Raw genomic sequence first — 23,099 nt, forward strand, 5'->3', positions numbered from 1 at the left:
TTCGTCTGAAACCAACAGAATTTGACAAATAACCAAACTGTTCATAGCTAATCAATCTCACGGATTGGTGACTAATTTGCTCTCTTGACCTCAGCAAAGAGCCTGACTTTATATCGAAATTTAGCAATTTTGGATCAAAGAAAACTAATGGCAAAAGTAACACTGAAACTACCATCACCCCCAACTGAAATTTCTCAAATGACTGTGGTGGAGGGAAATGGTAAAGTTTCTTTAATTGATACTAATGGACACTCTCAAAAACAGTTTCCCAACGTTAGTTACAGCATTGTCCATACAACTTTGGGAAGGCTGCGGTTTCGCGTATCTCGCTTACGCTATGATGCAGATTATGCCAAGCGTCTCGAAGTGTTGTTAACAGCAGATGCGCTGGTAAAGAATGTCCGTATCAAACCTGCGGCAATGTCAGTTGCAGTTACTTATAAGTCTGATAAAGTTTCTGATGCGAAGATGCGATCGCACCTTCACGATTTGATTCAGGCTGCAAGTGAAGTAGTCGTTCTCAAAAACTCTACATCTATATCGGAAAGCGAGAAAGAGGCATCTTGGCCCGGTTTACAACTCTCCGCCGTTGCGACTACTTTAGCAGTGCTGGGGGGGCCGTTAGGATTACCGATCCCACCTTTGATAGTGGTGCTTCCCATCGCCATTGCTACACTACCCGTTATCCAACGAGCATGGTCAGGTATTAGGGTAGAGCGAAAATTTAATATTGACTTTTTGGATTTGATGGCGATCGCTATTACTACCTTCCAAGGTCAATTTCTTACACCATCGCTCATGCTCAGTTTAATTGAAGTGGGCGAAAATATCCGCGATCGCACGGCTCGTTCTTCTGCTCAACAAACTCTAGATTTACTTAGTTCTCTGGGACAATTTGTCTGGGTAGAACGCAATGGCGAAAAGCAACAGATTCCCATTCAAGATGTGCAGCGTGGGGATACAGTGATTGTTTATCCTGGCGAACAAGTGCCGATTGATGGTAGCATTTTGCGAGGTAAAGCCCTGTTAGATGAGCAGAAACTAACTGGCGAATCGATGCCAGTGCTGAAGAAAAAGGGACAACCAGTTTTTGCATCAACGCTGGTACGGGAAGGACGAATTTATATTCTTACAGAACGGGTAGGCAATGATACTCGCGCTGGACAGAGCATTAAGTTAATGCAAGAAGCGCCTGTCCACGATACCCGAATGGAGAATTATGCGACGAAATTTGCTCAAAAAGCTGTCGTGCCAACTTTGCTACTTGGTGGGGCAGTATTTGCCGCAACCCGTAATCCCTCACGGGCAGCCAGTGTTTTAACTCTAGACTTTGCTACAGGTATTCGAGTATCAGTCCCAACAACAGTTTTAGCAGCACTAACTTATGCTGCACGGCGGGGTATTCTCATCCGTAGCGGACGGGCGTTAGAACAGCTCGCAGAAGTTGATACCATAGTTTTTGATAAAACGGGGACACTGACTAAGGGAGAAGTTGATGTTGTCAGTGTGGAAAGTCTCAATCCAGCAACATCAAGATTGCGGGTATTGGAATTGGCAGCTGCCGCCGAACAGCGTTTAACTCATCCAGTCGCAGAGGCAATTGTTCGCTATGCCGAAGCAGAACAAGTGGCAATTTTGCCGCGTAGTAAGTGGGATTATCAATTAGGTTTGGGTGTACAAGCTCTGATTGATGGACAGACAGTTTACGTTGGAAGCGATCGCTTTTTGCGCTCCAGTGGCGTTGACATGGCAGTGCTAAATGGTCAGCAAAAATCTCCAAATTCAGCGATTTATGTAGCCAGCAACGGTCAACTTCAAGGTATCATTAAATATAGTGACCTTCTCCGTCCCGAAAGTCGGGAAGTCATTAGAGCACTTTCGACAGTCGAAGGTGTAGAAATTCACATGTTAACTGGCGATAATCAGCGAACTGCTACCGCTGTTGCTGCTGAACTTGGTATTTTGCCATCCGCAACTCACGCAGAAGCTTTTCCAGAAGAAAAGGCAACAGTTGTTCGCCAATTGCATGAACAAGGTAAGACGGTTGCGTTTGTAGGCGATGGTATAAACGATTCGCCAGCTTTAGCCTACGCTGATGTTTCCGTTTCCTTTGCCAACAGTTCTGAGATTGCCCGCGAGACAGCAGACTTAGTGTTGATGCAGAATGACTTGCATGGTTTATTAGAAGCGATCGCGATCGCTCGTCAAGCCAAGCAATTGATTCGGCAAAACACAGGACTTGTTGCTGTTCCTAACTTAGGGGCATTAATAATAGCCGTTCTCTTTGGCCTTAACCCCTTAGCTGCAACGGTAGTTAATAATGGCTCAACGGTGATTGCTGGAGTCAACGGGTTGCGTCCAATTCTCAAAAGTCGCCACCATAAAACTCTACCATCGGCAAGATGATACAACTATGCCGACAAGAGTAATTTTGAAGACTTGTCCAAATTTTTAATTAATAGGAGGAAATTGAATATGGCCCCTAAAATTAGTGATTTTATTGAAGATGCAGGCGCTCCCGGTATTATAGCCGGAATTGGTGCAGTACTTTTAGCACCAGTTTTGTTGCCGATTGTCGCTGGAGTTGGTAAACCCTTAATCAAGTCAGCAATCAAAGGTGGAATTGGTCTTTATGAAAGAAGCAAGGGAACCATTGCAGAAATGGGAGAAAGCTGGGAAGACATGGTAGCCGAAGCTAGAGCAGAACTTGCTGAGGAAAAACAAACCCCAGCGTTTGAAGCTAGTGCCAACCATGCAGATAATATCCCAGAAAATGGTGCATAATTTCATCTGCCCATCAGCAAATTAAATTATTCACCATCGGCGACTTCCAATTACAAAAATATCAAATTAGTAGGGTGCGTTCGGTGGAATACCGTAACGCATCCTACGGAAATAGTATAATTTTCGTTTTGGAAGCCCCAGCCCCAGATATTAGATAACAAGTCCTTTTCATATCAAGTTCGGCAAATCACTTACGATATGTCATTGCGAATGCAACGAAGTGGAATGAAGCAATCGCAAGGCTTTGGGATTGCCGCGTTTCTCTACGAGACGCTGCGCGAACGCTCGCAATGACATAAGTATTAAGTCGGACATGATATCACACAAGTAAAAAAGGCGGTTGTATGTTAACTAATGGTTATAGCACTTCCAATAAAATGCCAGAAATTATAGACAAAGCCACTTTAAAAATACAACCAAAATCGATATCTACAAAAGTTGTAAGTTCAACTCCCGGAAGATTGCGGTTAAGAGTGGCTCATTCCCATCGTCAACCAGAAAAGATGCAACGCATCGCCAGTGCTTTGTCAGCAAACTCTCACATTAATCGAGTTAAGACAAATGTCACTCATGGCAGTATTGTTATCAATCATGATGGTGATGATAGCAGTATGGAAAGTGTACTAGCAACACTTAAAGATTTAGGAATAATTTTTGTTGATGTTACCGAGGGTAACACCGAAGCATCGGCAGGAATATCATCTGCGGTTGTTGATTTAAACCAGCGTGTCAAACAGTCAACACATGGTGCTTTTGACCTGCGGATTCTTTTCCCTTTGGGATTAGCTAGTCTTTCGCTGCGGCAATTAGTTAATAAAGGCTTACAGTTAGAAATTATTCCTTGGTATGTTTTAGCATGGTATGCTTTTGATAGCTTTATTAAGTTGCATGGAACTAGCCAAAAACAATCAACAAACGAGTAACGAAAGCAGTAAAAAGCTTAATTAATCTGCCAAATTTTGATGGTTTTATCAGAACTAGCACTAGCAAGAAATTGACCATCGGGGCTAATAGTAATAGAGTTTATTCCCTCGGAGTGTTCTGTAATAGTTTGTAGTAACTCTCCCGTCCGCAAATGCCAAATTTTGATGGTTTTGTCTGCGCTACCACTAAAGAGAATTTCTCCATCAGGGCTAATAGCTAAGGATCTTACCTCTTCTGAATGTTCAGTTAAGTTGTGTAGCACCTTACCTGTAGCTAGATGCCAAATTTTGATGGTTTTGTCTGTGCTACCGCTAAAGAGAATTTCTCCATCAGGACTAATGATTACTGATTTCACCCCACCTGAATGTCCGTTGAGGGTGCGTAATGGATCGCCCGTGCGTGGGTTCCAGAGCCTAATTTTGTTGTCAGAACTACCACTAGCAAGGATTGTACCATCGGGGCTGATAGCAGCGGCATTAACTGCGGAGGAATGCCAAAGGGTACAAATGCGTTGGCATAGCCCGCCGCAGGCATCGCCTTTATGCAAGTTCCAAATTTTGATTTTATTACTGCCACTTGCAAGAATTTGCCCATCAGGACTGATTGTGAGGCAGTTAACCGGTTTTTGATGTCCTAAGAGAGTATGAAGTAATTTCCGAGAATTGAGGTTCCATACTTTCACATTACTTCTGGGGTGTTGGCAACTACCAACAGCGAGAAAATGTCCATCGGAACTAATAGCAACAGAGGAAATTTCGCCTAAATCTTCTGTGAGGGTACGGATAAGTTTGCCGGTTTTAAGATTCCATACTTTGATGGTTTTATCTGCACACCCGCTAACTAAACTCTCAGAATCAGGACTAATAACAACAGATGTCACTTTTTCTGAATGTCCAGTTAGGGTGTGGCTGAGAACAATATGTTGTAGTGTAACTTGGTGTTTGAGGTTGGCGACGCAATTCAAAATTTCCTCAACATCAGCAAGACTCTGACTATCACCCACCGCAACAAAATATTCTCTTAGTTTTTTTACATATTCCTCATCTTTGACGCTGACGGCTGATTGCATTGCCTGAAGCGGGTTAGTAGAATCCTGTAGTGATATTTGGCGTAGTTGTAACCATGTATTCACAGAATAATTTAGCTGTTCATTTGCCCAAGAGCGTAGTTTACCGCCGTAGGCATCGCTTAAATGGGATAAACTCTGGGCTAATTGCAAAGCCAATTCTGGAATCCAGTAACAACGCTCATTTTCCAGAGCTTGGTAAACTTGTTTGTAACCTGAGGCGATAACCTGTAGCGATTGTAAATCAAAAGTATCTTCTAGCAAACTCGGCAGCAACTCTGGTAATAGCGGAGGTACACCACAATTAACCAAGTGGTAAGCATCTGCTATCCAACCTGCAACCAAGCAGTGATAGGTAATCAAAACCTGGCAAAGTTTTTCAAAGTCCTGTCGGTTGACTTGATATTGTAAAGATAACTTACTAATATCAATTCCTTTTTCATTCCATTTTTCTACCTTTTCTAAAATTGCCAAATTAACAATATTCTCTTTTCCAATTTGATTAATTTCTTCTAAGTCTTCTCCCAATGCCAGCAGTTCATCTCTAATTTGTTTCCATTCTAACGCCCGCCTCTTAGCAGACTCTTGCAGAATTTCTCGATAAGGTAAACGAGCAATTGTTTTATAATAATAATTACCTTGCCCCAAACCCCAGTAGGCAATCCGAAAATTTAAATAATCGCCATCATTTTCTGACTCTAAAATCAAAATTGGCTCTGTTTTCAACATTCCAAATAGAGCCTTCATACTTGATTCACTGTGAAAACGCTTACTATCCCAAGCTCCTGCTAACAACTCTGTTGGTCTAACTTGACTGTGTAGAGAGTAATGCTTGTTAAGAAAATCTCGTAATCCTTCAGCCAACATTAACTCAATTTGGGAAATTCTTTCATCTCTTTTATCATCAAATTGGTCAAAATGCACTTGAGGAGGAGCGATAAAAATTTTCAGTGGAGTGCGTCCATAATTGGCGTGGTCTAAAATTTGTGAAGGGTATAATCTTAAAGGCCAGCTATCAATAATTTTATTGACTTCTGGCAACTGGAGCGCTGTTTCTCGCTCTTGGGCGGCTATTCTTAATCGCGTTTGGTAATTGTCGGCTACTAATTGCTGTTGGAAAATTCTTTCTTGTTCAAAGTCTTCAATAGAATTGCTTTTTTTATTTGAAGGATTTAGAGCTTTGATTAATTCAGGAATTGCTTCAATTGGTTCATATTTATTCAGAGCCAAACTGTCTTGACTTCTCTTTTGTACTAGCTCTGCAACAACAGGTGCAAACTCTAGTACCAGTTGAATTAGTAACCTTAACCCTTCCTGCATAAACACATACCTAGAAACTAAATAAAATAAATAAGCAAGGCTTGCATGAAATCAGGGTAATACTCCCATCGAGTAAATTCATACATCCTCTTAATCTTACTACTTGAGAATATAGTAACTCAACCGCTAGACATTAAAAGCCTTATATGTCAATAAGTCTCTGTAGTGAAATACCTGTAAATAAAAATGATAATCATCTAAGAAGAGAGGGGAGAGAGCATTTATTAGTAAGGCAGAGGGCAAGAGGAAGCAGGGGTTTAAGCAAAAAGCCAAATCTTGGATTTAGTGGCTTTAATTTAATTAAGTACGATGCTGAATTCCCAAATATATTGCTAAATGCCCTTTGCCTTCAGCCTTATTCAAAGTGTCTCATCTTGATTATTCCATTATTATTAGCAAAGCACAGTGTTAAAGAAACTTAATCAAGCTGATAGCAGCGACAGCTAGATTCACTACTGAGATAGATGTTTTAATTCAGAAAAATAGGTATGACTAAAGTAATGCTATGCAGTTCAATAAAACGCTCTCCTAGAATATCAATTGATAATTTTATAAGCATGGTTCCATTTTTTGTTTTTTGAAATTAAAAATTAGTATGATGACTTCTAGAAAACGGTCTAACTCTGACAAAAGTGCTAGTCTTAATCTGCGTTTACCACCAAAAAAGGCAGCTAAAAACGTAGCTAAGAAAACAGCACCATCCCAAAAGATATTCTATGGCATTGTCCATACAATTCCTGGACGCATTCGTTTTCGTATTCCTCTGCTAGCCAGAGATACTGAGTATACTGATAAACTCAAATTAGCGATAGAATCCGATCCTAGAGTTACAAATGTCCGTGCTAACCCAAAAGCTGCATCTATCGTCATCAATTATAAAGTAGGTGTAATTTCAGATAATCAAATGCGCCAGCATCTGGTCAACCTTATTCAAACTGCCCAAGATGTAGTTGTGCCAAAAGAGGTAATGGCAAAATCAATCGTGGGGACTATTTTTGATGCTCTAATCAACTTAATTGATAGTACACGCAAGATCAACCAAGCACGTAATGTTATTGTATATCGAAGGGTTAGGATAGACGTTTGGGAACGCATACTTTCTACCTCAAGAAGCATAGTTAAGAGACTAAAATCTGCCACTATGTTTATTTTGCCTAACAAGCGATGGCGATTGCACAGCAATGCCGAGTCAAACTCCCAGCCTTTGAAACTGAAATCTGCCAGCGAACCCGATCTTGTGTAGTTGCTAATACAGTAACCATTAAAATTATTCCTGCTTAAGAGTAAGTAGCCCTTAAACAACTGGGATTTTCCATAACTCCTAAAAATCTTTTTCTCTAGTCTTCAGTCCAAGCATTTTATTTTTAATAAAAAATGAGTAATCCTCACTTTCATCAAGTTTTTAATGAAAATCATTGGGTTCAAGCAATACATACTGCTGTTAAAGGAAGAGCTAGATATAAGGTAAATGGGCTTTATCATTCAGAAGCTCTCAAAAGATATCTTGAATCGAGATTATTAGAGGAGGAAATAATCTTACAAGCTTGTGCTAATAGTTACACAGGGAATGTTCTTGTTATTTTCCATCCAGATAAGAGTTTAAAGGCGAACGCCGTTCGCGAAGTGTGTCCGACAGGACAAGGCGGGTCTTCTCTTCGAGACGCTACGCGAACGACCATCGCCCTCCTCATTCAAGAAATTGTCTTAGATTATCGGAAAAAAAGCAGTAAATCAGTTGCTTCTGCCGCAGTCATTGGAGACAGTAACTTGCATTCCTTTGGCACTAAAGAAAATATTGCTTTTGTTGGGGGTAATAATCGAAACGTATTTGATTCAGCCGTACTGTCTCAAATATCTATGCAGCGACAATTAAACCAAACAGGTAGTCAACTTATTCCGGTATTGGGGGCTGTTGGCGCTCTTGTATGTGGCACCGGAGTATTGTACGCATATAATCTTGACGAAGCCATTTTGCTCTTGATCCAGAAGTTGCATACACCACTGCTCGATCGCCTCATGCTTGGTATCACTTTTATGGGCGATCCAGTAGTAATGCTGATATCTTCTTTAGGGCTGGCGATTAGTCCGTTATATTGTAATCGTCGCTGGCAAGCAAGTATTTTGGGAATCGCTGGAGTTGGGGCAATCTTGCTAAATTGTTTGATGAAACTATTATTTGGTAGAGCGCGTCCAGCACTGTGGAAGCATATTATTAATGTGGGTCAACACAGTTTTCCCAGCGGTCATGCAATGGTTTCAATAGTGATTTACGGTTTTACAGGCCATATTCTAGCAAAGCAGTTTCCTGAATGGCGCTTTTGGATTTATGGCTTGACTATTGTCTTAATTGCTGCCATTGGTTTCAGTCGGCTTTATCTTGGAGTACATTGGCTAACTGATGTGACAGCTGGCTATGCCGCTGGTTTAGTGTGGTTGATTGTCTGTATTCTTAGCTTAGAATCGCAGCAAAAATATCGCTCCTCACTGGAAGCAGGCTGATCTGTAGGTTCTTCCCTGGCGTTGCATAATGGCGGATAATTATAAGTAGCTAAACCAGAGACTCCGGTTTTGAAAACTCCCGCATAGTCCTTTTTGGGATCGGCTGTGCTGGTGGTACTGGGACGGCTGTTAAAATAGCGATCGCTACTAGAAGGCATTGTAAATCAGCGCCGAGGCGATCGCAGATTGGACACTTTTGAATGCCATAATATTAAGTTATTGCCAAAGTCGCGGTTATACGGGAATTTCGCTAGATTTGGCACCATTTCTAGACTTTACCTTCTTATTTTTAACCCTGATTTGTGGTCATAATTGAGAAGCATGGAATAAAGCGATCGCTTTATGCATAGCGGGAAACTCACCTATTTAGGGCTGTAGTCAGAGCAATTGAGTGCTTGTTTCGTTAGAGCAGTGGTAGGATGTACTGCACACTTTAGAAAATAGTTATTGTTAAAAAATCGGCAGTTTTTACAGGAATGTTGCTGTAAATGTTTGATACTTACTATTTCGTCTTTATCTTGTGCCGCATTTTCTGGGGGATCTTCTAGCGCCTTGCAGACATAGGAAACGAGAAAAACGACAATTGCCCAAACAAGCATGAAGGAAATATGAGCCAAAAACACTGCTACAAAGGGAATGTCTCCTTCCTGTGGTTTTGTGTCATTATGTGTTGCTTTAGCCAGGTTAGCTTCAATCAGGGTGGACTGATGAACACTTTTTTGGACGGATACATAAAGTCGGAAAAACTCCGAAGTATGCATATTAATAACCTTTAGTTAGTCGAACTCAGATTTAGTAAAGTTAAGGAGGCAGGAGGCAAAAATATATTTTCTTCCTCATGTTGCCAGTTCGAACTGTTTTCTACTTTTCTTCAGTAAATATTCATCTGTCTAATAATATGTGGAATTGAAAGTACTTGATAGGTCTGAGTAATCTGAATTAACAGATTTACTGTCTGTTGGTCGAGCTTCCAATAAGCAACTATTGAGAGAATAGTAAACAGAATGGATTTTTTTAAGAGTCACTTTGAGAGCGGGAACCATCATGGGATGGGTTGCTATTGCTAAAATGTAATCTCCGGCGAAAATACTAGGATTATCTGTTGCTGAAATGACTTGAGTTTCTCTTAAAACTCCTAGAAAAACGCATTGATTCGGTAACTTAATATCATTTAAATGAATGCCACAGTAAACGCTATTATCTTCGATAAAAACACCAAACAGGCTTGGTTCTAAAGCTTTTTTATTTTTCAACACAAAATGCTTTTTAACTCTAATAGTATTGTCCAATACTTTACCAGGAAAATCTGCTGTTGCAGAGATATATTTTGAAGATATATAAAATGTATTAAGTAAATAGAGTATGTATTTATTAATTAGCTAAACAGGTATATGTTTAGAGATATAGATTTTATATCAAGTCCGCTTAATCACTTACGATATGTCATTGCGAGTGGAACAGAGTGGAACGTTCGCGGAGCGTCTCGTAGAGAAGCAATCACTTCGGATGCGATTACTTCACTCCGCTATCGCTGCGTTCGTAATGACAAGTATTTAGCCAGACATGATATTATATATACCTACTAAAAATCAGATTCTCGACTTATTAAATAAGCCGAGAATCAAACATTTAGATTTTAAGTAATCATTAAGGATTACTATAGATAACTATTCCGAATAGGAGGCATAGCAAGAATCAGCAGCACTCTCTCAAGCCTTTATCCCTTAATCTTATCCAGAGCTAAATTCAGCTTTAACACATTAACTCCAGGTTCGCCAAAGATGCCGAGAAAGCGGCCGTCGGTGTTTTGGGAAATTAAAGTTTCGAGTTGGTTCGGTTGAACTCCTCGCGCCTTGGCTACTCGTGCAATTTGCGCGATCGCAGCTTCCGGGGTAATATGCGGGTCAAGGCTGGAACCAGAGGTGTAAACTAAATCGCCAGTCGGCTGCACACCTGCTTTTTTCAAACGATTGAAGTCACCTTCAACTTTTTTGCTGGGATCTGGATCATCTTTACCCTTAATGCGTTCCATTAATGCGGGATTACTGGGAGCCAAGTTACTAGCGCCGGAAACTCCGGTTTGCAAAACTCCCGCATCGTCTTTTTTGGGATCGGCTGTGCTGTAGCTGGTGGTACTGGGACGGCTGTTAAAATAGCGATCGCTACTAAAAGGTTGACCAATCAAAGCAGAACCGACAACTTGATCTGTAGCATTTTTCAGGAGACTACCATTTGCTTGAAAAGGAAACACAATCTGCCCAATGGCAATCATCGCAAAAGGATAAATAATCGCTCCAATAACCCAGAGTACTAAGGTAGAACGAACGGCTCTACTAGCTTCGCGTGCAAAACTCATTAGAATTTCTCCGGTACAAACATTACAAAAAATAGATAGATGGAAAGTCCCAGTGTCACTAGTCCTAACAGTCCCAATCCCCAAGATTGACTGCGGGAAAGTTGTTCATTAGTAGCTGCATAGACTACAGGTGCAACCACTAGGTTGAAACACATCGCCAAGAACAAATACAGTGGCAGCTTTTGCCTACGCCATTGACACCAGATTTCAGTTATTTCTTCTAATACTTGGGATGTAGCAATAGTGCGTCGGATATGAACAGGTTTCATAGTAAATTAAGACAAAGGTAGGATAATATCTATCAGTTTGATGGCAATGAAGGGAGCAACGATACCGCCAAGACCAAAGATAAAGATGTTACGACGTAGCAATTGATCTGCTGTTAAAGGTAAGAACTTCACCCCTCTGAGTGCTAGCGGAATTAATGCCGGAATAATCAAGGCATTGTAAATCAGCGCCGAGACGATCGCAGATTGGGCACTCTTTAATCCCATAATATTAAGTGCGCCGATTCCAGCGGCGGCAAAGATAGTGGGAATGATCGCAAAATACTTGGCAATATCGTTAGCGATGGAGAATGTTGTCAACGCCCCACGAGTAATTAGCAACTGTTTACCTATGGTTACTAAGTCAATTAACTTCGTGGGATCTGAGTCTAAGTCCACCATGTTAGCAGCTTCTTTGGCAGCTTGCGTCCCAGAATTCATCGCCACGCCCACATTTGCTTGAGCCAAAGCAGGTGCATCGTTCGTACCATCCCCAGTCATTGCCACCAGTTTACCCTGAGATTGTTCCGAGCGAATCACCTCAATTTTGTCTTCTGGAGTCGCTTCGGCAATGAAATCATCCACCCCAGCTTCCTCGGCAATTACCGAAGCGGTAATTCGGTTGTCACCTGTGAGCATGATGGTGCGAACACCCATGCGGCGGAGTTGGTCAAATCGCTCCCGCAAACCAGGTTTGACAATATCTTTGAGGTAGATGACACCATAAATCTTGTCATCTTGGCAGACAGCTAAGGGTGTACCGCCTAACCGGGAAACTCGCTCATAAGCTGCATCTATATCATCAGGAACGTAGCCGCCACGGGAACGGACAAATCCCTTAATGGCATCTACCGCACCTTTGCGAATTTGTTTACCATCGGGTAAATTCGTGCCACTCATCCGGGTTTTGGCGGAAAATTCTACACCTTCGGCTTTATCAATATTAAAGTCTACCCCAGCCTGGGATTTTTCTGCTAAAACTACGATTGACTTGCCTTCTGGCGTTTCGTCAAACAAGCTAGCAGCTAGGGAGACTCGCGCCACATCTATTATTGAGTGATTATCCAAGGGAATAAACTCGTCAGCCATCCGATTTCCCAAGGTGATCGTGCCTGTCTTATCCAGCACCAAGGTGTTGATGTCGCCGCAAGCTTCTACTGCTCGACCAGAGGTCGCAATGACATTAAATTGAGCAACCCGATCCATCCCTGCAATACCGATCGCACTGAGTAAACCACCGATAGTTGTGGGAATTAATGCTACCAAGAGCGAGATGAGAATAGCAACGCTAGCACCCGCCCGCAAACTGTTTCCTGCCTCAACACCAAAGGCTGTGCTGATAAAACTGGCGATGTAGCCCACGAAGGGAGGCATAGTTGCCACCACAATCAGAAATACTTGCGTTAACACAGCCAACAATACCGTCAAAGCAATCTCATTAGGAGTTTTGCTGCGTTCTGCTCCTTCTACCAAGGCAATCATGCGATCGATAAAGCCTTGACCAGGATCGGCACTAATGCGAATTGTCAACTCATCGGAGAGTAGGCGTGTACCGCCTGTCACCGAACTGGCAATATCTGTACCTGGTTGCTTCAGCACCGGGGCAGATTCCCCAGTAATTGCAGACTCATCCACCGAGCCGATGCCTTTAATTACATCTCCATCGGCGGGAATCATGTTATTTGCAAGCACTTTTACCAAATCGCCCCGTCGCAGTTCCGTAGAATTGACTTGTTGTATCGAACCATCAGGGAGGATTTTGTTAGCGATCGTATCAGATCGCGTCGATCTTAATGAATCAGCTTGTGCTTTACCGCGTCCTTCGGCTACAGCTTCGGCAAAGTTGGCAAAAACGAGGGTGAAAAAGAGAATAAAGGTAATCAACCCGTTTAAAACGCGTTGTTGGTTAACATCTGCCTGGATGGTGCCAAACAGATTTGGGTTTAGGGTAACAAGCAAAGTGACAATTGTCCCTACCCAAACAACAAACATAACTGGGTTTTTGACAGTAATTCGCGGATCGAGCTTAATAAATGACTCACGAATTGCTCTCTGGTAAAGTCCCCGCATATCTGTTTTGGGAGTGTGTTTGCGCGAGTCACGAGTTCCAGATGGAATACGAGGGGAGGGAGAATCAGTAGTAATTGGCATACATTAAATTTTGAGCATGAGTCTTTGAAGTCGATAAATGGAGTTCTGAAGTCGATGAACGGAGTTCCGAGATCGATAAACGGAGTTCCGAGATCGATAAACGGAGTTCCGAGATCGATAAACGGAGTTCCGAGATCGATGAACGGAGTTCCGAGATCGATAAACAAAGTTCCGAGATCGATAAACAAAGTTCCGAGATCGATGAACGGAGTTCTGAGGTGGATGAACCAGTTTTTAATTCTCCTTGTCCCCCTTGTCCCCAATCCCTAGCCGATACCTTTAGCGATAAAGAAAGCTTCACCGATGGGGCCTAATGCTAAGACTGGGAAGAATGTAAGTGCGCCCAGAATTAAAATTACGCCTGCGGTAACGCCTGTAAATAGTCCGGTATCGGTTCGCAATGTACCAGTTGTGTAAGGAACCGCTTGCTTACGAGACATACTATCTGCCAAAAACAGCAAACCGATGATTGGAATATAGCGTCCAGCAATTAAACTGAAGCAGGTACTCAAGTTCCACCACAAAGCGGTTACATTTGGTGCTGTACCTGTAGACATTGCAAAAGGAGACGGTTGTGAATCTCCCAAACCTTCAAACCCAGAACCGTTGTTAGCAGCAGCTGAGGCGTATTCATAGATAACTTGAGCAAAGCCGTGGAAGCCTGGATTACTAATTCCTGCTAGTTGATCGGGAAACGCCAAGGCGATACCTGCGGGAATCATAATTGCAATCGGGTGAACCAGCAGAATCAGAAAACTAGCAAGTACAACCTCGCGCTTCTCAATCTTGCGTCCGAGAAATTCTGGGGTGCGTCCCACCATCAACCCTGTGGCGAACACAGCCAGAATTAGGTAAGCGAACAAATAAGCAGTTCCCGTACCCTGTCCACCCCAAATAATTTGCAGGAACATATTTGAAAGGGTAATAAAACCGCCGTTGGGCATGAAGGAGTCGTGTAAACTGTTGACTGCACCGCACATAGTACCAGTTGTACTGGTTGCAAATAGTGCAGATTGTGCCCAACCAAACCGGACTTCTTTTCCCTCTAAATTCGGTTGCTGACTACCCAGTAGTCCATTCACAGCTGGATTGCCGTTGTATTCACCAATGGCAGTAACGATGATAAATACTAGATAGAGGATGCCTACCATACTGTAGACTAACCAAGCTTGCTTAGTATTATTCGCAAACAACCCATAAGTGTAGATTAGGGATGTAGGAATCGAAAGCATGGCGACAATCTGAATCAAGTTTGAAAATCCGTTGGGATTTTCAAAGGGGTGTGCCGAGTTGATGGCGAAAAAGCCGCCACCGTTTTCTCCTAATTGTTTGATAATTTCAAAATGGGCAACAGGGCCACGAGCGATCGCTTGACTAATATTCGCATCTTCCAAGGTGGGGAATACAACCGCACCCCCCAGTGTTTCGGGAACGCCAGCTGCCATGAGAGTGATCGCGCCCACAATACAAATAGGCAGCAAAATTCGGGTAATCGAGCGAATCAGGTCTACATAAAAGTTGCCTAACGATCTACCAGTCAATCCCCGAATAAAGGCAATCCCCACCGCTAACCCAGTCGCAGCAGAGGTAAACATGTGATAACCAAGTCCCCACATTTGGCTGCCATAGCTCATGTAGGTTTCGCCAGAATAATGCTGCTGGTTGGTGTTAGTAATAAAGGAAATAGTCGTATGCAGCACTGTATCCCAGGTTGGGGCGTCTATCTTGGTTGGGTTTAATGGCAGCCATCCTTGATTCATAATAATCAAGAAAATCAGCAACCCCATTGCTAGGTTACTGTATAAGATTGCCCGCCCATACTGCCAGCCAGTCATATTTTCTTTGGTTTTAACACCAATCAAAGAATAAAGCACTCGCTCAACCGGATTCAAAATCGGGTCGATAAAAGTAGTTTGCTCTAGGTAGACACGCGCCATATAGCGCCCAAAAAAGGGAGTGATTGCTACTACAATTAGTAGCGTTAATCCAATTTGAATCCATCCTTCTAGCATGAGTTAATCAAACTCCAATATGAGTAAAAATGAGATGAATCACAGATATTATCTTGCTATTAATCGGAAAATTCTATGAAGTATATAGGACTCATATTTGATTTTTGAAATATACGTAGGGTGCGTTATGCCTCTGGCTAACGCACCGTCCGAAGGCTTTGGTGCCGTACTCTCGCCGATAACACACTCTACAGATACTTAGATTTTTTCAGAAATCAAATCGGATTCCTATATCGGCATAATTATTAACTAATTAACCTAGAGTAATGGGCTTTCTCAATCAATCATGGAGCTTTTTGTTAAAAAACACAAGGTATAATTTGATATTTAAACTAGCCTATCTAAGAAATATATTGTTCTATATATATAATTCTTCAGAGCGTTTATCTTGATATATATCTGCAAATATAGAAGGACAGCCAAATACTAAACGAATAGCTATATAAGTCTAAAAACAACTGAGATTTCAGGATTAATTCCAGCGATTTTTAGCTTTGTTGACTATGGAGAGAATGAGCAGAAAACTTAAAAATGTGGTTATAAATTGCAACCACAAAAACAAAACCACGAGTTACGCACAATTCGTCAAAAAGGTTAATTTATCGAATCACTTTCTCTACTAGACGCTACGCATAGCTTGTTTATTTGCAGGTTTATTGCTTGTTTTATAAAATATCAAATTGACCTAAGCTCGACTTGATCCAAAATCAGAAAATAAGATTGGCTGGTGCTACTTTAATATAATGAACCAGGCTTCTAAATCTGCGTAGTTTACCGCCGTAGGCATCGCCTGAAAATCTAACAAAGCTTCACCAAGATTTTCTAATTTTTCTAGAAAGAGGCTTTCAATGCGCGATCGCACCCAGCACTTTATGCACTTGCGGAAAATCTAGCAAGTTTCTGGGGCCTGTCATCACCAGCAACAAGCCCAAAGCAAGCCTAAGACTATTGCAACCAGGGCAGATATATCTACCATGTAAAAAGTTTCACTAGTGGCTAGCAACAAGCTTTGTAGTAATTCTTGTCCTTGCATTGATGCACCTCTCAAATCAGTTATCAAGGTTTTCTACTGATAATGGGCTTTGGGGATAGTCTGTTGGAGAGGCGATCGCCTCTTTACTTGCTCTTAAAGAACTAATATCAATTGCACTCATAGTTCCTCTCAACGGTTTCGGTTGGCTGCAAGATTCCCGACTTCTGATAAATACTCATAAAGTGGTTTCCCGTATATTAGAAGTCAGGGATCTGAACAAAATTAGAAGAATCCTCGTTGCGGCAATGGTGTACCGTTGATCTCGTAGTCCCCGATCGCACGAGCCTTAAAATGATTTGGATTGTGTGAGGATAAGGTACGGGCGTTGCGCCAATGACGATCAAAGTTGGAACTTTTCTTTGTTGTGGAAGCCCCACCAACTTCAAACAGCAAAGTGGCTGAACGTAGAGCCAAATCATCAACAATCAATTTGGCTTTGGATGCACTCAGAGAAGTTGCCAGTGCCGCAGCCGTCTCTGCCTCTTCACCCTGAGCTTGGGCAGCAGGAAGGCGATCAAGACCATCAGCTGCTGCTAAAACGATCGCTTCGGCAGCAAAGGCATTGGCGGCAATCTGCCCGACAGTCTGCTGCAAGATTGGGTCTTCTGAGGCTTGCTCGGATACAGCATGGTAGAAAGTCCGGGGTCGGGTACGGACGAGGGCTGTTGCATCGCGTAGAACGCTGCGAATAATTCCCGCGTTGATTGCTGTCAGGAATAATTGCGGGACGATGTTATAGGGCAGGTTGTCTTTGTCTGTGTCTGTCTCAAAAATTACTTCATCAGCCTCTACACGGACATTTTTAAATGTTGTCGTTCCAGTGCCTGTAAGCCTTTGACCAAACCCGTCCCAGTCATCCACAAGGTCAATCCCTTCGCGGTTTGTAGGAATGAGTATAAACGCTTTAGTGCCATCGGGTACTAGCACACGCACGAAAATCAAGTCTGCATAAAGGCTGCCAGTGCTATAATACTTCGTCCCATTTAGACGATAGCCATCGCCATCAGGTGTTAATTTTGTATTCACGACTTGACCACCACCAGCTCGCTTAACTTCCAGTTCGGTAGAAGCAAGTCCAATAATCGCGCCATCGACGACGGCTTTCAGCCATCGCTGATTCCTTTGGGTGCGCTCAGAACGCAAAATTCGCTCTGTTATAGAGAAATGATTCCGTACAATGTGAGCGACATTTGGATCGGCATCCCCCAGCCGAATCACGACCTCGAATAGTTCACGCGCTGTGCTACCACCACCACCTTCGGCAACGGGGATTCGCAATGCACCCAACCTGGAACGTCGGATTAATTCAACCACATTATAAGGAAGGATGCGATCGCGATCGCGCTCACTTGCTCCCAGTGCAATAAAATCAAAAAGCTGCTGGAGTTCCGGCGAGTTTGCTCTCACGGGAGCCGAAAATTTAATTGTCGTATCTGCAAGTTTCTCTGGACTCTTAATCATTAGTTTTTATCTCCGAATATCTTATGAAAAATCTATGTTGGTGAGTGGTAGGGCTATTGTTGCTTAAGGCTTGACATCTGTTGGAGTAAAAGCAGCATACTGTTCAGCAGAGAGAGTCGCATCCCTAACGTTGATTTTCTTTGTGATAAATTTCTGCTCATAGAACAAGTCAGCAATCGTCTGCTGTCCTGATAAAACGTCTTCACTAAGGGGTCTTAGAGTGTAACGCCGCCGCTTTGAAACTAATTCCAATGTGGGAACATCAATTTTTGCTTCGGGTGAAATTAGTTCGGCAACCTCTTTTGGGTTGGTTTCAGCCCATTTACCGATATTGTTAATCTCTTCCAAAATGGCTTTGACTAGCTCAGGGTTATCTTTAACAAACGTGCGCGAACCTAACCAGTAGCCTCCTTGGGTAGTAATATTTTTACCATCGCGGAGAATGCGAACGCTACCAGTCTTTTGAAATAAAGCCAAATGGGGATCGCCAATCACTGCCGCTTCAACACTCTTACGTTCAAATGCGGCACGAGTTTCTAATGGTGTAAGGTTTATGTGTTTAACATCACTAAGTTTTAGTCCGGCTTCTTCTAAAACCTTGACAACGAAGTATTGTTGTGCAGTGGCTCTTTGAAAAGCTAGTCCCTTACCTTTTAAATCAGCTACAGTCTTGATTGGAGAGTCTTTATCTACTACAACAGCAGTTGCTTCACCAGTACCAGGTTTAGTACTAGCAACATAGACGAAAGGAACACCAGAGGCTTGAGCAAAGATAGGTGGAGTTTCACCAACAGAACCGAAATCCACACTTCCTACATTCATGGCTTCTAGAAGTTGCGGCCCGGCGGCAAATTTCGACCACTCTACAGAAATACCCAGTGGCTTTAAACGCTTTTCTAGAACTCCTTTAACCTTGACTATATCTCCAGCTGACTGATAGCCCATCTTTAAAACTTTGGTCTTGGTATTGATGCTATTAGAGGCAACAGCAGTTTTCTCTGTAGTTTTTGAGCTACAACCAACAAGGCTTGTAGAGAGGGTAAATACTCCCGCCGTTAAAAACATAAGAAAGCTGCGTTTTTTAAATATTGCTACCATGATGTATTGCCAATTTTCTAGGTTTAAAATACACGATACGCGGTGGTCAGATCCCCGACTTCTTTAAGGAGTCGGGAATCTTGCAAACGAGATCGCTAGCGAAGCGATCGCACCTTACACCAAACTAGTCTGGAAGAAGCGATTAGCAGGGCGTGCCAGTCCGAGATTTTCACGCAGGGTTTTACCCTCATACTCTTGGCGGAAAATCCCACGCCGTTGGAGTTCTGGCACAACTTTGTCAACGAAATCATTCAGCCCTTCAGGAATAAAAGGGAACATGATGTTGAAACCGTCAGAGCCTTCCTCAAACAGCCATCGCTCCATTTCATCGGCGATGGTTTGGGGTGTGCCCACAAAAGCTAGTCCGCCGTAACTGCCGACGCGTTGAGCCAGTTGTCGAATAGTCAAGTTCTCACGTTGCGCTAAGGCTATTACTCTTTCTCGTGAAGAGTGACCAGCGTTAGTCAGTGGGATTTCTGGCAAGGGGCCATCGGGATCAAAACCCGAAACATCGTAGCCCAGCGCACTATTGAGGCTAGCAATTCCACTGTCATAATGTACTAGGCTATCCAAATGAAGACGCTTGACCTGTGCCTCAGCGACAGTTTCCCCCACGATCGCTAAGGCACCTGGAAGGATTTTTATACTGTCTGGGTCGCGTCCGATCGCCCGCGCCCGTCCCTTAATGTCTGCAAATAAAGCTTTACCAGCTTCCAGATTACTAGCAGGTGCAAACACAGCCTCGGCGGTTTCGGCAGCTAATTGCCGTCCGGCTTCGGATGCGCCTGCCTGAACGATTACCGGCCAGCCTTGGACAGGTCTGGCGATGTTCAATGGTCCTCGCACCGAGAGATATTTTCCCTGATGATTCAGAACGTGAAGCTTTGCAGGGTCGAAATAAATCCCTGCTTCCACGTCCCGAATAAACGCATCGTCAGCAAAGGAATCCCAAAGACCCGTGACAACATCATAAAATTCTCTAGCCCGCCGATAGCGTTCATCATGCTCTATCTCTTCTTCTAATCCAAAGTTGAGTGCTGCGTCTGGATTGGCTGTGGTGACGATGTTCCAGCCAGCGCGACCGCCACTAATATGGTCGAGAGACGCGAAGCGACGAGCGATGTGGTAAGGCTGGTCATAGGTCGTGGAAGCGGTGGCTACCAGCCCAATATGTTCGGTGACACTGGCGAGGGCAGAAAGTAGGGTGAAAGGTTCAAAGGATGTGACAGTATGGCTGCGCTTCAGTGCGTTGATTGGCATATTCAGCACCGCTAAGTGGTCAGCCATGAAGAATGCGTCAAACTTGCCTTGCTCTAATTTCTGGATAAATCGTTTCAGCGCTGGGAAGTTGAAATTAGCGTCAGGCAAAGCCCCAGGATAGCGCCAAGCGCCTGTATGTATGCTTACCGGGCGCATAAACGCACCCAGTTTTAATTGCTTCGATTTGCTCATTAGCCCTCCGTATCAAGTTTAAAATACAGGTGCAATCGTCCCTTTGAAGTAGTTATTGATATAGTCCTTCAATTTGAGATCGACAACCAATTGATTTAGTTTTTGGATATTAGGATCATTTGCTTTTGATTGTACAGTTGCTAAACCTACCGCATAATTTTTGTTAGCCATGCCAAAATGATGTAAAGGCTATTAAAAAGAAGCGAAAGTTAGGATGGCTGGTAAATTTCACGCGATCGCCTACTCTAATCAACAAAAACGTGAGCAACAATTCATATCTTAATTACGAACTACGAATTACAAACTACTACTTCTGCTCAGGAAACCAGTTGTAATTTTTATCTTTGACATCAATTTTTTTAGGAATAATTTTGAGTTCATAGAAGGTATCTGCCATACGTTGCAATCCACTCAGAACTTCATCTGTTACAGGTAATACCTGACGTTGACCACCACGTTCTTCTACAGTTTCCATTGTTTTTAAATCAATTTTGTACAGCTTAGAAAGGAGTTTGGCGGAATCCCGATAGTTGTCTCTAGACCAAGCACCAGCCTTTTCTAACTCTTGTAAAATTGTCTTGAGAATATCTGGATGATCGCGCACAAAATCTGGAGCAGCATAATAAAAGCTTGGGCTTTCTAGTGGAGCTTTGTCTCCAAATACAGTGCTATTATCTGCTAATAGACGAGTGCGAAGTTTACGTTCAGCTTCAGCAGTATAAGGATCCCAAATTAACCACGCATCAATATCACCACGTTCAAACGCTGGTAAAGCCTCGGCTGGTGTCAGGTAGAGAGGTTTAATATCGCTAAATTTCAAACCTACTTTCTCTAAAGCACGCACAATAATGTAGTGCTGACCAGAACCTTTTGCAAAAGCAACCTTCTTACCTTTCAAATCAGAAAGAGTCTTAATCGGTGAATTTTCTTGGACTAAAATAGCTGAACCTCTAGTGCTACCTGTACCGGCTGCAACTCTGACAAATGATTTATCTCCTGCTTGAGCAAAGACGCTTCCTGTACCGCCACCGCCACCAAAAACGATCGCACCTGCACCCATCCCATCCAATAGAGGTGCTGTAGAGGAAAATTCATTCCAGGTAATAGAAATACCCAAGGGTTGTAAGCGCTTTTCTAAACTTCCTTGCGCTTTCACAATATTCAGCAGTGCCATTCCTTTTTGATGTCCCATTTTCAGTACTGTTAGTTTGGGTGCTTGGGGTTGTTGTGCAGGTGCATTAGCTGAATTACTAGGAGTACAAGAAGCGATCGCTAAATTGAAAGCTATACTAATAACAAAGAATAGAATAAAAGTTTTAATATCGTGATGCTGAAATAAGCTTCTTTTCTTGATAGCAGCTAAAAACTGATTTATCAATCCAGTGAACATATTTTTACTTTGCCTATTAAGCATTTTTGTCTAAATTTGAAATCAAGGTTATATCTACAAAAAGCAAATTTATAGCTCAATTTTAATATCTAATTTTTTCAAAAAAGTTATTGTTTTTATATAAAATATGATAGATGCTAAATATTAAAAATATAGTGTTATTAACGACAAAAATACATAATTTTTTATTTTATATTGAATCAATAAATATTTAATAATGACTAACAAGCTTATATCAAATATTAGGAGGTTAATTTAGTAATGATAAATGTTACTAATCATCAAGAGATTAGTAACATTTAAAATCTTATAAAGTATAAAAAATCAATGTGTTAACATGGTAAACCGCAGAGGTTAATCGCTTCTTTTTTGGAGGCTTGTTTCAAATTAAAGCTCAAAGGGCAGTTTTTTATCATCAATCATTCACACTCACAAGTTTGGGTAGTCTAGATATAGGGATATCCAAAAAGTAAGAAAGAACCTCTCGCCGCCAAGCATTATAAAGTACTGGCAAATCATCAATTTCAATACCAATAGCTTTTTGACTCAACTGCCAATGATCCCGAAGGTAAGGATTGCGTCGGCGTTGACCTTCTTCATCTGCTTCTGTGACTTGTGCGATTAAATCCTCTTTCTCTACGGGTGAAGCTCGATCAAATTTACGTTGCCACCAATCTACAACTCCTAGGCGGTGGACTGCTTCATCTGGCAGGATTCTTTCTGCTGCAAACTTCGCTGAATCTGGGTCGTTGATTTTGCTGGTACGGCTATTGATGAATAACAAAGCCACAATATGAAGTTCGTAATGCAACTCAAATGCTAAAAAGCCTTGCCAATTACGAATGGGTAAATCACCCATATAATCCCAATGTTTCTGCACCTGCTTTTGGATATCCTCAATTGGGTCACGTCCCGATATAGCCTGCGCTCTTAAACGAGTATTTTGAGCGTGTGCGCCATCATCACCTATTTGTCTACTCAAAAATAGCTGTAATTCTGGGTCAGCAAAGGAGTCAATTATCTTAGCGCAGACTTGCACAATAAACAGGTCATGGGCTGCACCAGCCACACGGAAGCGGTAAAAATTCTCTCTTTCCTCATCAGTTTCCGGCGGTCTTGGTTCTTGCAATCGCTTTTTCGGAATGTGAGGGGCGTGTTTCTCAAGCAGTTTGTCAAAAATTTCCAGTTCTAAATCAGTAGTCCAAGCTGGATGAGTGAGTATTGCTGTCATAGAGTTTCCTTTGGGTAGTGGGGAGTGGAGAACAATTTAATCTAAAATCCAAAATC

Annotated in this window: 19 protein-coding genes and 2 pseudogenes; 6 read left to right on the forward strand and 15 right to left on the reverse strand. The window is 42.4% G+C overall.

Going from position 1 to position 23,099, the window contains the following annotated elements; translation table 11 throughout:
• Nucleotides 1-147 precede the first annotated feature (147 nt).
• The 3 genes from RM347_RS14015 (at nucleotide 148) to RM347_RS14025 (ending at nucleotide 3,707) form a co-directional block, all read left to right on the forward strand.
• A complete protein-coding gene (locus tag RM347_RS14015; RefSeq protein WP_322717189.1) occupies nucleotides 148-2,406 on the forward strand; it encodes a heavy metal translocating P-type ATPase in 2,259 nt (752 codons plus the stop codon).
• 69 nt (nucleotides 2,407-2,475) lie between these two features.
• The gene (locus RM347_RS14020) at nucleotides 2,476-2,784 is read left to right on the forward strand and encodes a DUF5132 domain-containing protein (RefSeq protein WP_322717190.1); all 309 of its coding nucleotides are present in this window, start codon (nucleotides 2,476-2,478) and stop codon (nucleotides 2,782-2,784) included.
• A 344-nt stretch (nucleotides 2,785-3,128) separates the two neighbouring features.
• Nucleotides 3,129-3,707, forward strand: coding sequence for an HMA2 domain-containing protein (locus tag RM347_RS14025; RefSeq protein WP_322717191.1), 579 nt, complete (start codon nucleotides 3,129-3,131; stop codon nucleotides 3,705-3,707).
• A 17-nt stretch (nucleotides 3,708-3,724) separates the two neighbouring features.
• Here the strand turns inward: RM347_RS14025 and RM347_RS14030 are convergent, their stop codons facing one another.
• Nucleotides 3,725-6,094: a WD40 repeat domain-containing protein gene (locus tag RM347_RS14030; RefSeq protein WP_322717192.1), complete on the reverse strand. Its 2,370-nt coding sequence runs from the start codon at nucleotides 6,092-6,094 to the stop codon at nucleotides 3,725-3,727.
• Nucleotides 6,095-6,240: 146 nt separating this feature from the next.
• Between RM347_RS14030 and RM347_RS14035 the strand changes: the two genes are divergently transcribed.
• The 3 genes from RM347_RS14035 to RM347_RS14045 all read left to right on the forward strand — a co-directional run bounded on the left by RM347_RS14035 (nucleotide 6,241) and on the right by RM347_RS14045 (nucleotide 8,593).
• Nucleotides 6,241-6,516 carry a hypothetical protein gene (locus tag RM347_RS14035; RefSeq protein ID WP_428850555.1) on the forward strand — a complete coding sequence of 92 codons (276 nt, stop codon included), beginning with the start codon at nucleotides 6,241-6,243 and terminating at the stop codon, nucleotides 6,514-6,516.
• A 173-nt stretch (nucleotides 6,517-6,689) separates the two neighbouring features.
• Nucleotides 6,690-7,337, forward strand: coding sequence for an HMA2 domain-containing protein (locus RM347_RS14040; RefSeq protein WP_322717193.1), 648 nt, complete (start codon nucleotides 6,690-6,692; stop codon nucleotides 7,335-7,337).
• A 131-nt stretch (nucleotides 7,338-7,468) separates the two neighbouring features.
• A complete protein-coding gene (locus RM347_RS14045; protein ID WP_322717194.1) occupies nucleotides 7,469-8,593 on the forward strand; it encodes a phosphatase PAP2 family protein in 1,125 nt (374 codons plus the stop codon).
• A gap of 53 nt (nucleotides 8,594-8,646) precedes the next feature.
• On the opposite strand, the pseudogene RM347_RS14050 reads toward RM347_RS14045, so the two are convergent.
• From RM347_RS14050 to RM347_RS14115, 14 genes and pseudogenes are all read right to left on the reverse strand, one after another.
• Nucleotides 8,647-8,748, reverse strand: a pseudogene (locus tag RM347_RS14050) (potassium-transporting ATPase subunit C); the annotation flags it as partial.
• 207 nt (nucleotides 8,749-8,955) lie between these two features.
• Complete coding sequence (locus tag RM347_RS14055; protein WP_322717195.1) at nucleotides 8,956-9,354, reverse strand: hypothetical protein; 399 nt, start codon at nucleotides 9,352-9,354, stop codon at nucleotides 8,956-8,958.
• A 129-nt stretch (nucleotides 9,355-9,483) separates the two neighbouring features.
• Entirely contained in the window at nucleotides 9,484-9,882 is a 399-nt protein-coding gene (locus RM347_RS14060; protein WP_322717196.1) for a TrkA C-terminal domain-containing protein, read from the reverse strand.
• Between the two features lie 428 nt (nucleotides 9,883-10,310).
• On the reverse strand, nucleotides 10,311-10,949 hold the full coding sequence (gene kdpC / locus RM347_RS14065) for a K(+)-transporting ATPase subunit C (RefSeq protein WP_322717197.1): 639 nt from the start codon (nucleotides 10,947-10,949) through the stop codon (nucleotides 10,311-10,313).
• A complete protein-coding gene (locus RM347_RS14070; protein WP_322717198.1) occupies nucleotides 10,949-11,218 on the reverse strand; it encodes a potassium-transporting ATPase subunit F in 270 nt (89 codons plus the stop codon). The genes kdpC and RM347_RS14070 overlap by 1 nt, the downstream gene beginning before the upstream one ends.
• A 6-nt stretch (nucleotides 11,219-11,224) precedes the next feature.
• Nucleotides 11,225-13,366, reverse strand: coding sequence for a potassium-transporting ATPase subunit KdpB (kdpB, locus tag RM347_RS14075; protein ID WP_322717199.1), 2,142 nt, complete (start codon nucleotides 13,364-13,366; stop codon nucleotides 11,225-11,227).
• A gap of 266 nt (nucleotides 13,367-13,632) precedes the next feature.
• On the reverse strand, nucleotides 13,633-15,378 hold the full coding sequence (gene kdpA / locus RM347_RS14080) for a potassium-transporting ATPase subunit KdpA (RefSeq protein WP_322717200.1): 1,746 nt from the start codon (nucleotides 15,376-15,378) through the stop codon (nucleotides 13,633-13,635).
• Nucleotides 15,379-16,108: 730 nt separating this feature from the next.
• Nucleotides 16,109-16,240, reverse strand: a pseudogene (locus tag RM347_RS14085) (DUF4351 domain-containing protein); the annotation flags it as partial.
• 393 nt (nucleotides 16,241-16,633) lie between these two features.
• Entirely contained in the window at nucleotides 16,634-17,872 is a 1,239-nt protein-coding gene (locus RM347_RS14090) for an acyl-CoA dehydrogenase family protein (protein WP_322717201.1), read from the reverse strand.
• 63 nt (nucleotides 17,873-17,935) lie between these two features.
• A complete protein-coding gene (locus RM347_RS14095; RefSeq protein ID WP_322717202.1) occupies nucleotides 17,936-18,970 on the reverse strand; it encodes a sulfonate ABC transporter substrate-binding protein in 1,035 nt (344 codons plus the stop codon).
• A gap of 114 nt (nucleotides 18,971-19,084) precedes the next feature.
• Complete coding sequence (locus tag RM347_RS14100; RefSeq protein ID WP_322717203.1) at nucleotides 19,085-20,422, reverse strand: LLM class flavin-dependent oxidoreductase; 1,338 nt, start codon at nucleotides 20,420-20,422, stop codon at nucleotides 19,085-19,087.
• An 18-nt stretch (nucleotides 20,423-20,440) separates the two neighbouring features.
• Entirely contained in the window at nucleotides 20,441-20,593 is a 153-nt protein-coding gene (locus RM347_RS14105; protein ID WP_322717204.1) for a hypothetical protein, read from the reverse strand.
• Nucleotides 20,594-20,729: 136 nt separating this feature from the next.
• Complete coding sequence (locus RM347_RS14110; protein ID WP_322717205.1) at nucleotides 20,730-21,812, reverse strand: aliphatic sulfonate ABC transporter substrate-binding protein; 1,083 nt, start codon at nucleotides 21,810-21,812, stop codon at nucleotides 20,730-20,732.
• A 415-nt stretch (nucleotides 21,813-22,227) separates the two neighbouring features.
• A complete protein-coding gene (locus RM347_RS14115; protein ID WP_322717206.1) occupies nucleotides 22,228-23,043 on the reverse strand; it encodes a hypothetical protein in 816 nt (271 codons plus the stop codon).
• Between the last annotated feature and the right edge of the window lie 56 nt (nucleotides 23,044-23,099).

Origin of the sequence: Nostoc sp. ChiQUE02, from assembly GCF_034531305.2 — a bacterium.
In the GTDB taxonomy this organism is placed as follows: domain Bacteria; phylum Cyanobacteriota; class Cyanobacteriia; order Cyanobacteriales; family Nostocaceae; genus Nostoc.

Coding starts and splice junctions, on each gene's coding strand:
- RM347_RS14070 (WP_322717198.1), bottom strand. CDS start 11,218: ATGAAACCTGTTCATATCCGACGCACTATTGCTACATCCCAAGTATTA.
- RM347_RS14035 (WP_428850555.1), top strand. CDS start 6,241: ATGTCAATAAGTCTCTGTAGTGAAATACCTGTAAATAAAAATGATAAT.
- RM347_RS14045 (WP_322717194.1), top strand. CDS start 7,469: ATGAGTAATCCTCACTTTCATCAAGTTTTTAATGAAAATCATTGGGTT.
- RM347_RS14015 (WP_322717189.1), top strand. CDS start 148: ATGGCAAAAGTAACACTGAAACTACCATCACCCCCAACTGAAATTTCT.
- RM347_RS14030 (WP_322717192.1), bottom strand. CDS start 6,094: ATGCAGGAAGGGTTAAGGTTACTAATTCAACTGGTACTAGAGTTTGCA.
- kdpC (WP_322717197.1), bottom strand. CDS start 10,949: ATGAGTTTTGCACGCGAAGCTAGTAGAGCCGTTCGTTCTACCTTAGTA.
- RM347_RS14020 (WP_322717190.1), top strand. CDS start 2,476: ATGGCCCCTAAAATTAGTGATTTTATTGAAGATGCAGGCGCTCCCGGT.
- RM347_RS14110 (WP_322717205.1), bottom strand. CDS start 21,812: ATGTTCACTGGATTGATAAATCAGTTTTTAGCTGCTATCAAGAAAAGA.
- RM347_RS14025 (WP_322717191.1), top strand. CDS start 3,129: ATGTTAACTAATGGTTATAGCACTTCCAATAAAATGCCAGAAATTATA.
- RM347_RS14090 (WP_322717201.1), bottom strand. CDS start 17,872: ATGATTAAGAGTCCAGAGAAACTTGCAGATACGACAATTAAATTTTCG.
- RM347_RS14040 (WP_322717193.1), top strand. CDS start 6,690: ATGATGACTTCTAGAAAACGGTCTAACTCTGACAAAAGTGCTAGTCTT.
- kdpB (WP_322717199.1), bottom strand. CDS start 13,366: ATGCCAATTACTACTGATTCTCCCTCCCCTCGTATTCCATCTGGAACT.
- RM347_RS14055 (WP_322717195.1), bottom strand. CDS start 9,354: ATGCATACTTCGGAGTTTTTCCGACTTTATGTATCCGTCCAAAAAAGT.
- kdpA (WP_322717200.1), bottom strand. CDS start 15,378: ATGCTAGAAGGATGGATTCAAATTGGATTAACGCTACTAATTGTAGTA.
- RM347_RS14095 (WP_322717202.1), bottom strand. CDS start 18,970: ATGGTAGCAATATTTAAAAAACGCAGCTTTCTTATGTTTTTAACGGCG.
- RM347_RS14115 (WP_322717206.1), bottom strand. CDS start 23,043: ATGACAGCAATACTCACTCATCCAGCTTGGACTACTGATTTAGAACTG.
- RM347_RS14105 (WP_322717204.1), bottom strand. CDS start 20,593: ATGGCTAACAAAAATTATGCGGTAGGTTTAGCAACTGTACAATCAAAA.
- RM347_RS14100 (WP_322717203.1), bottom strand. CDS start 20,422: ATGAGCAAATCGAAGCAATTAAAACTGGGTGCGTTTATGCGCCCGGTA.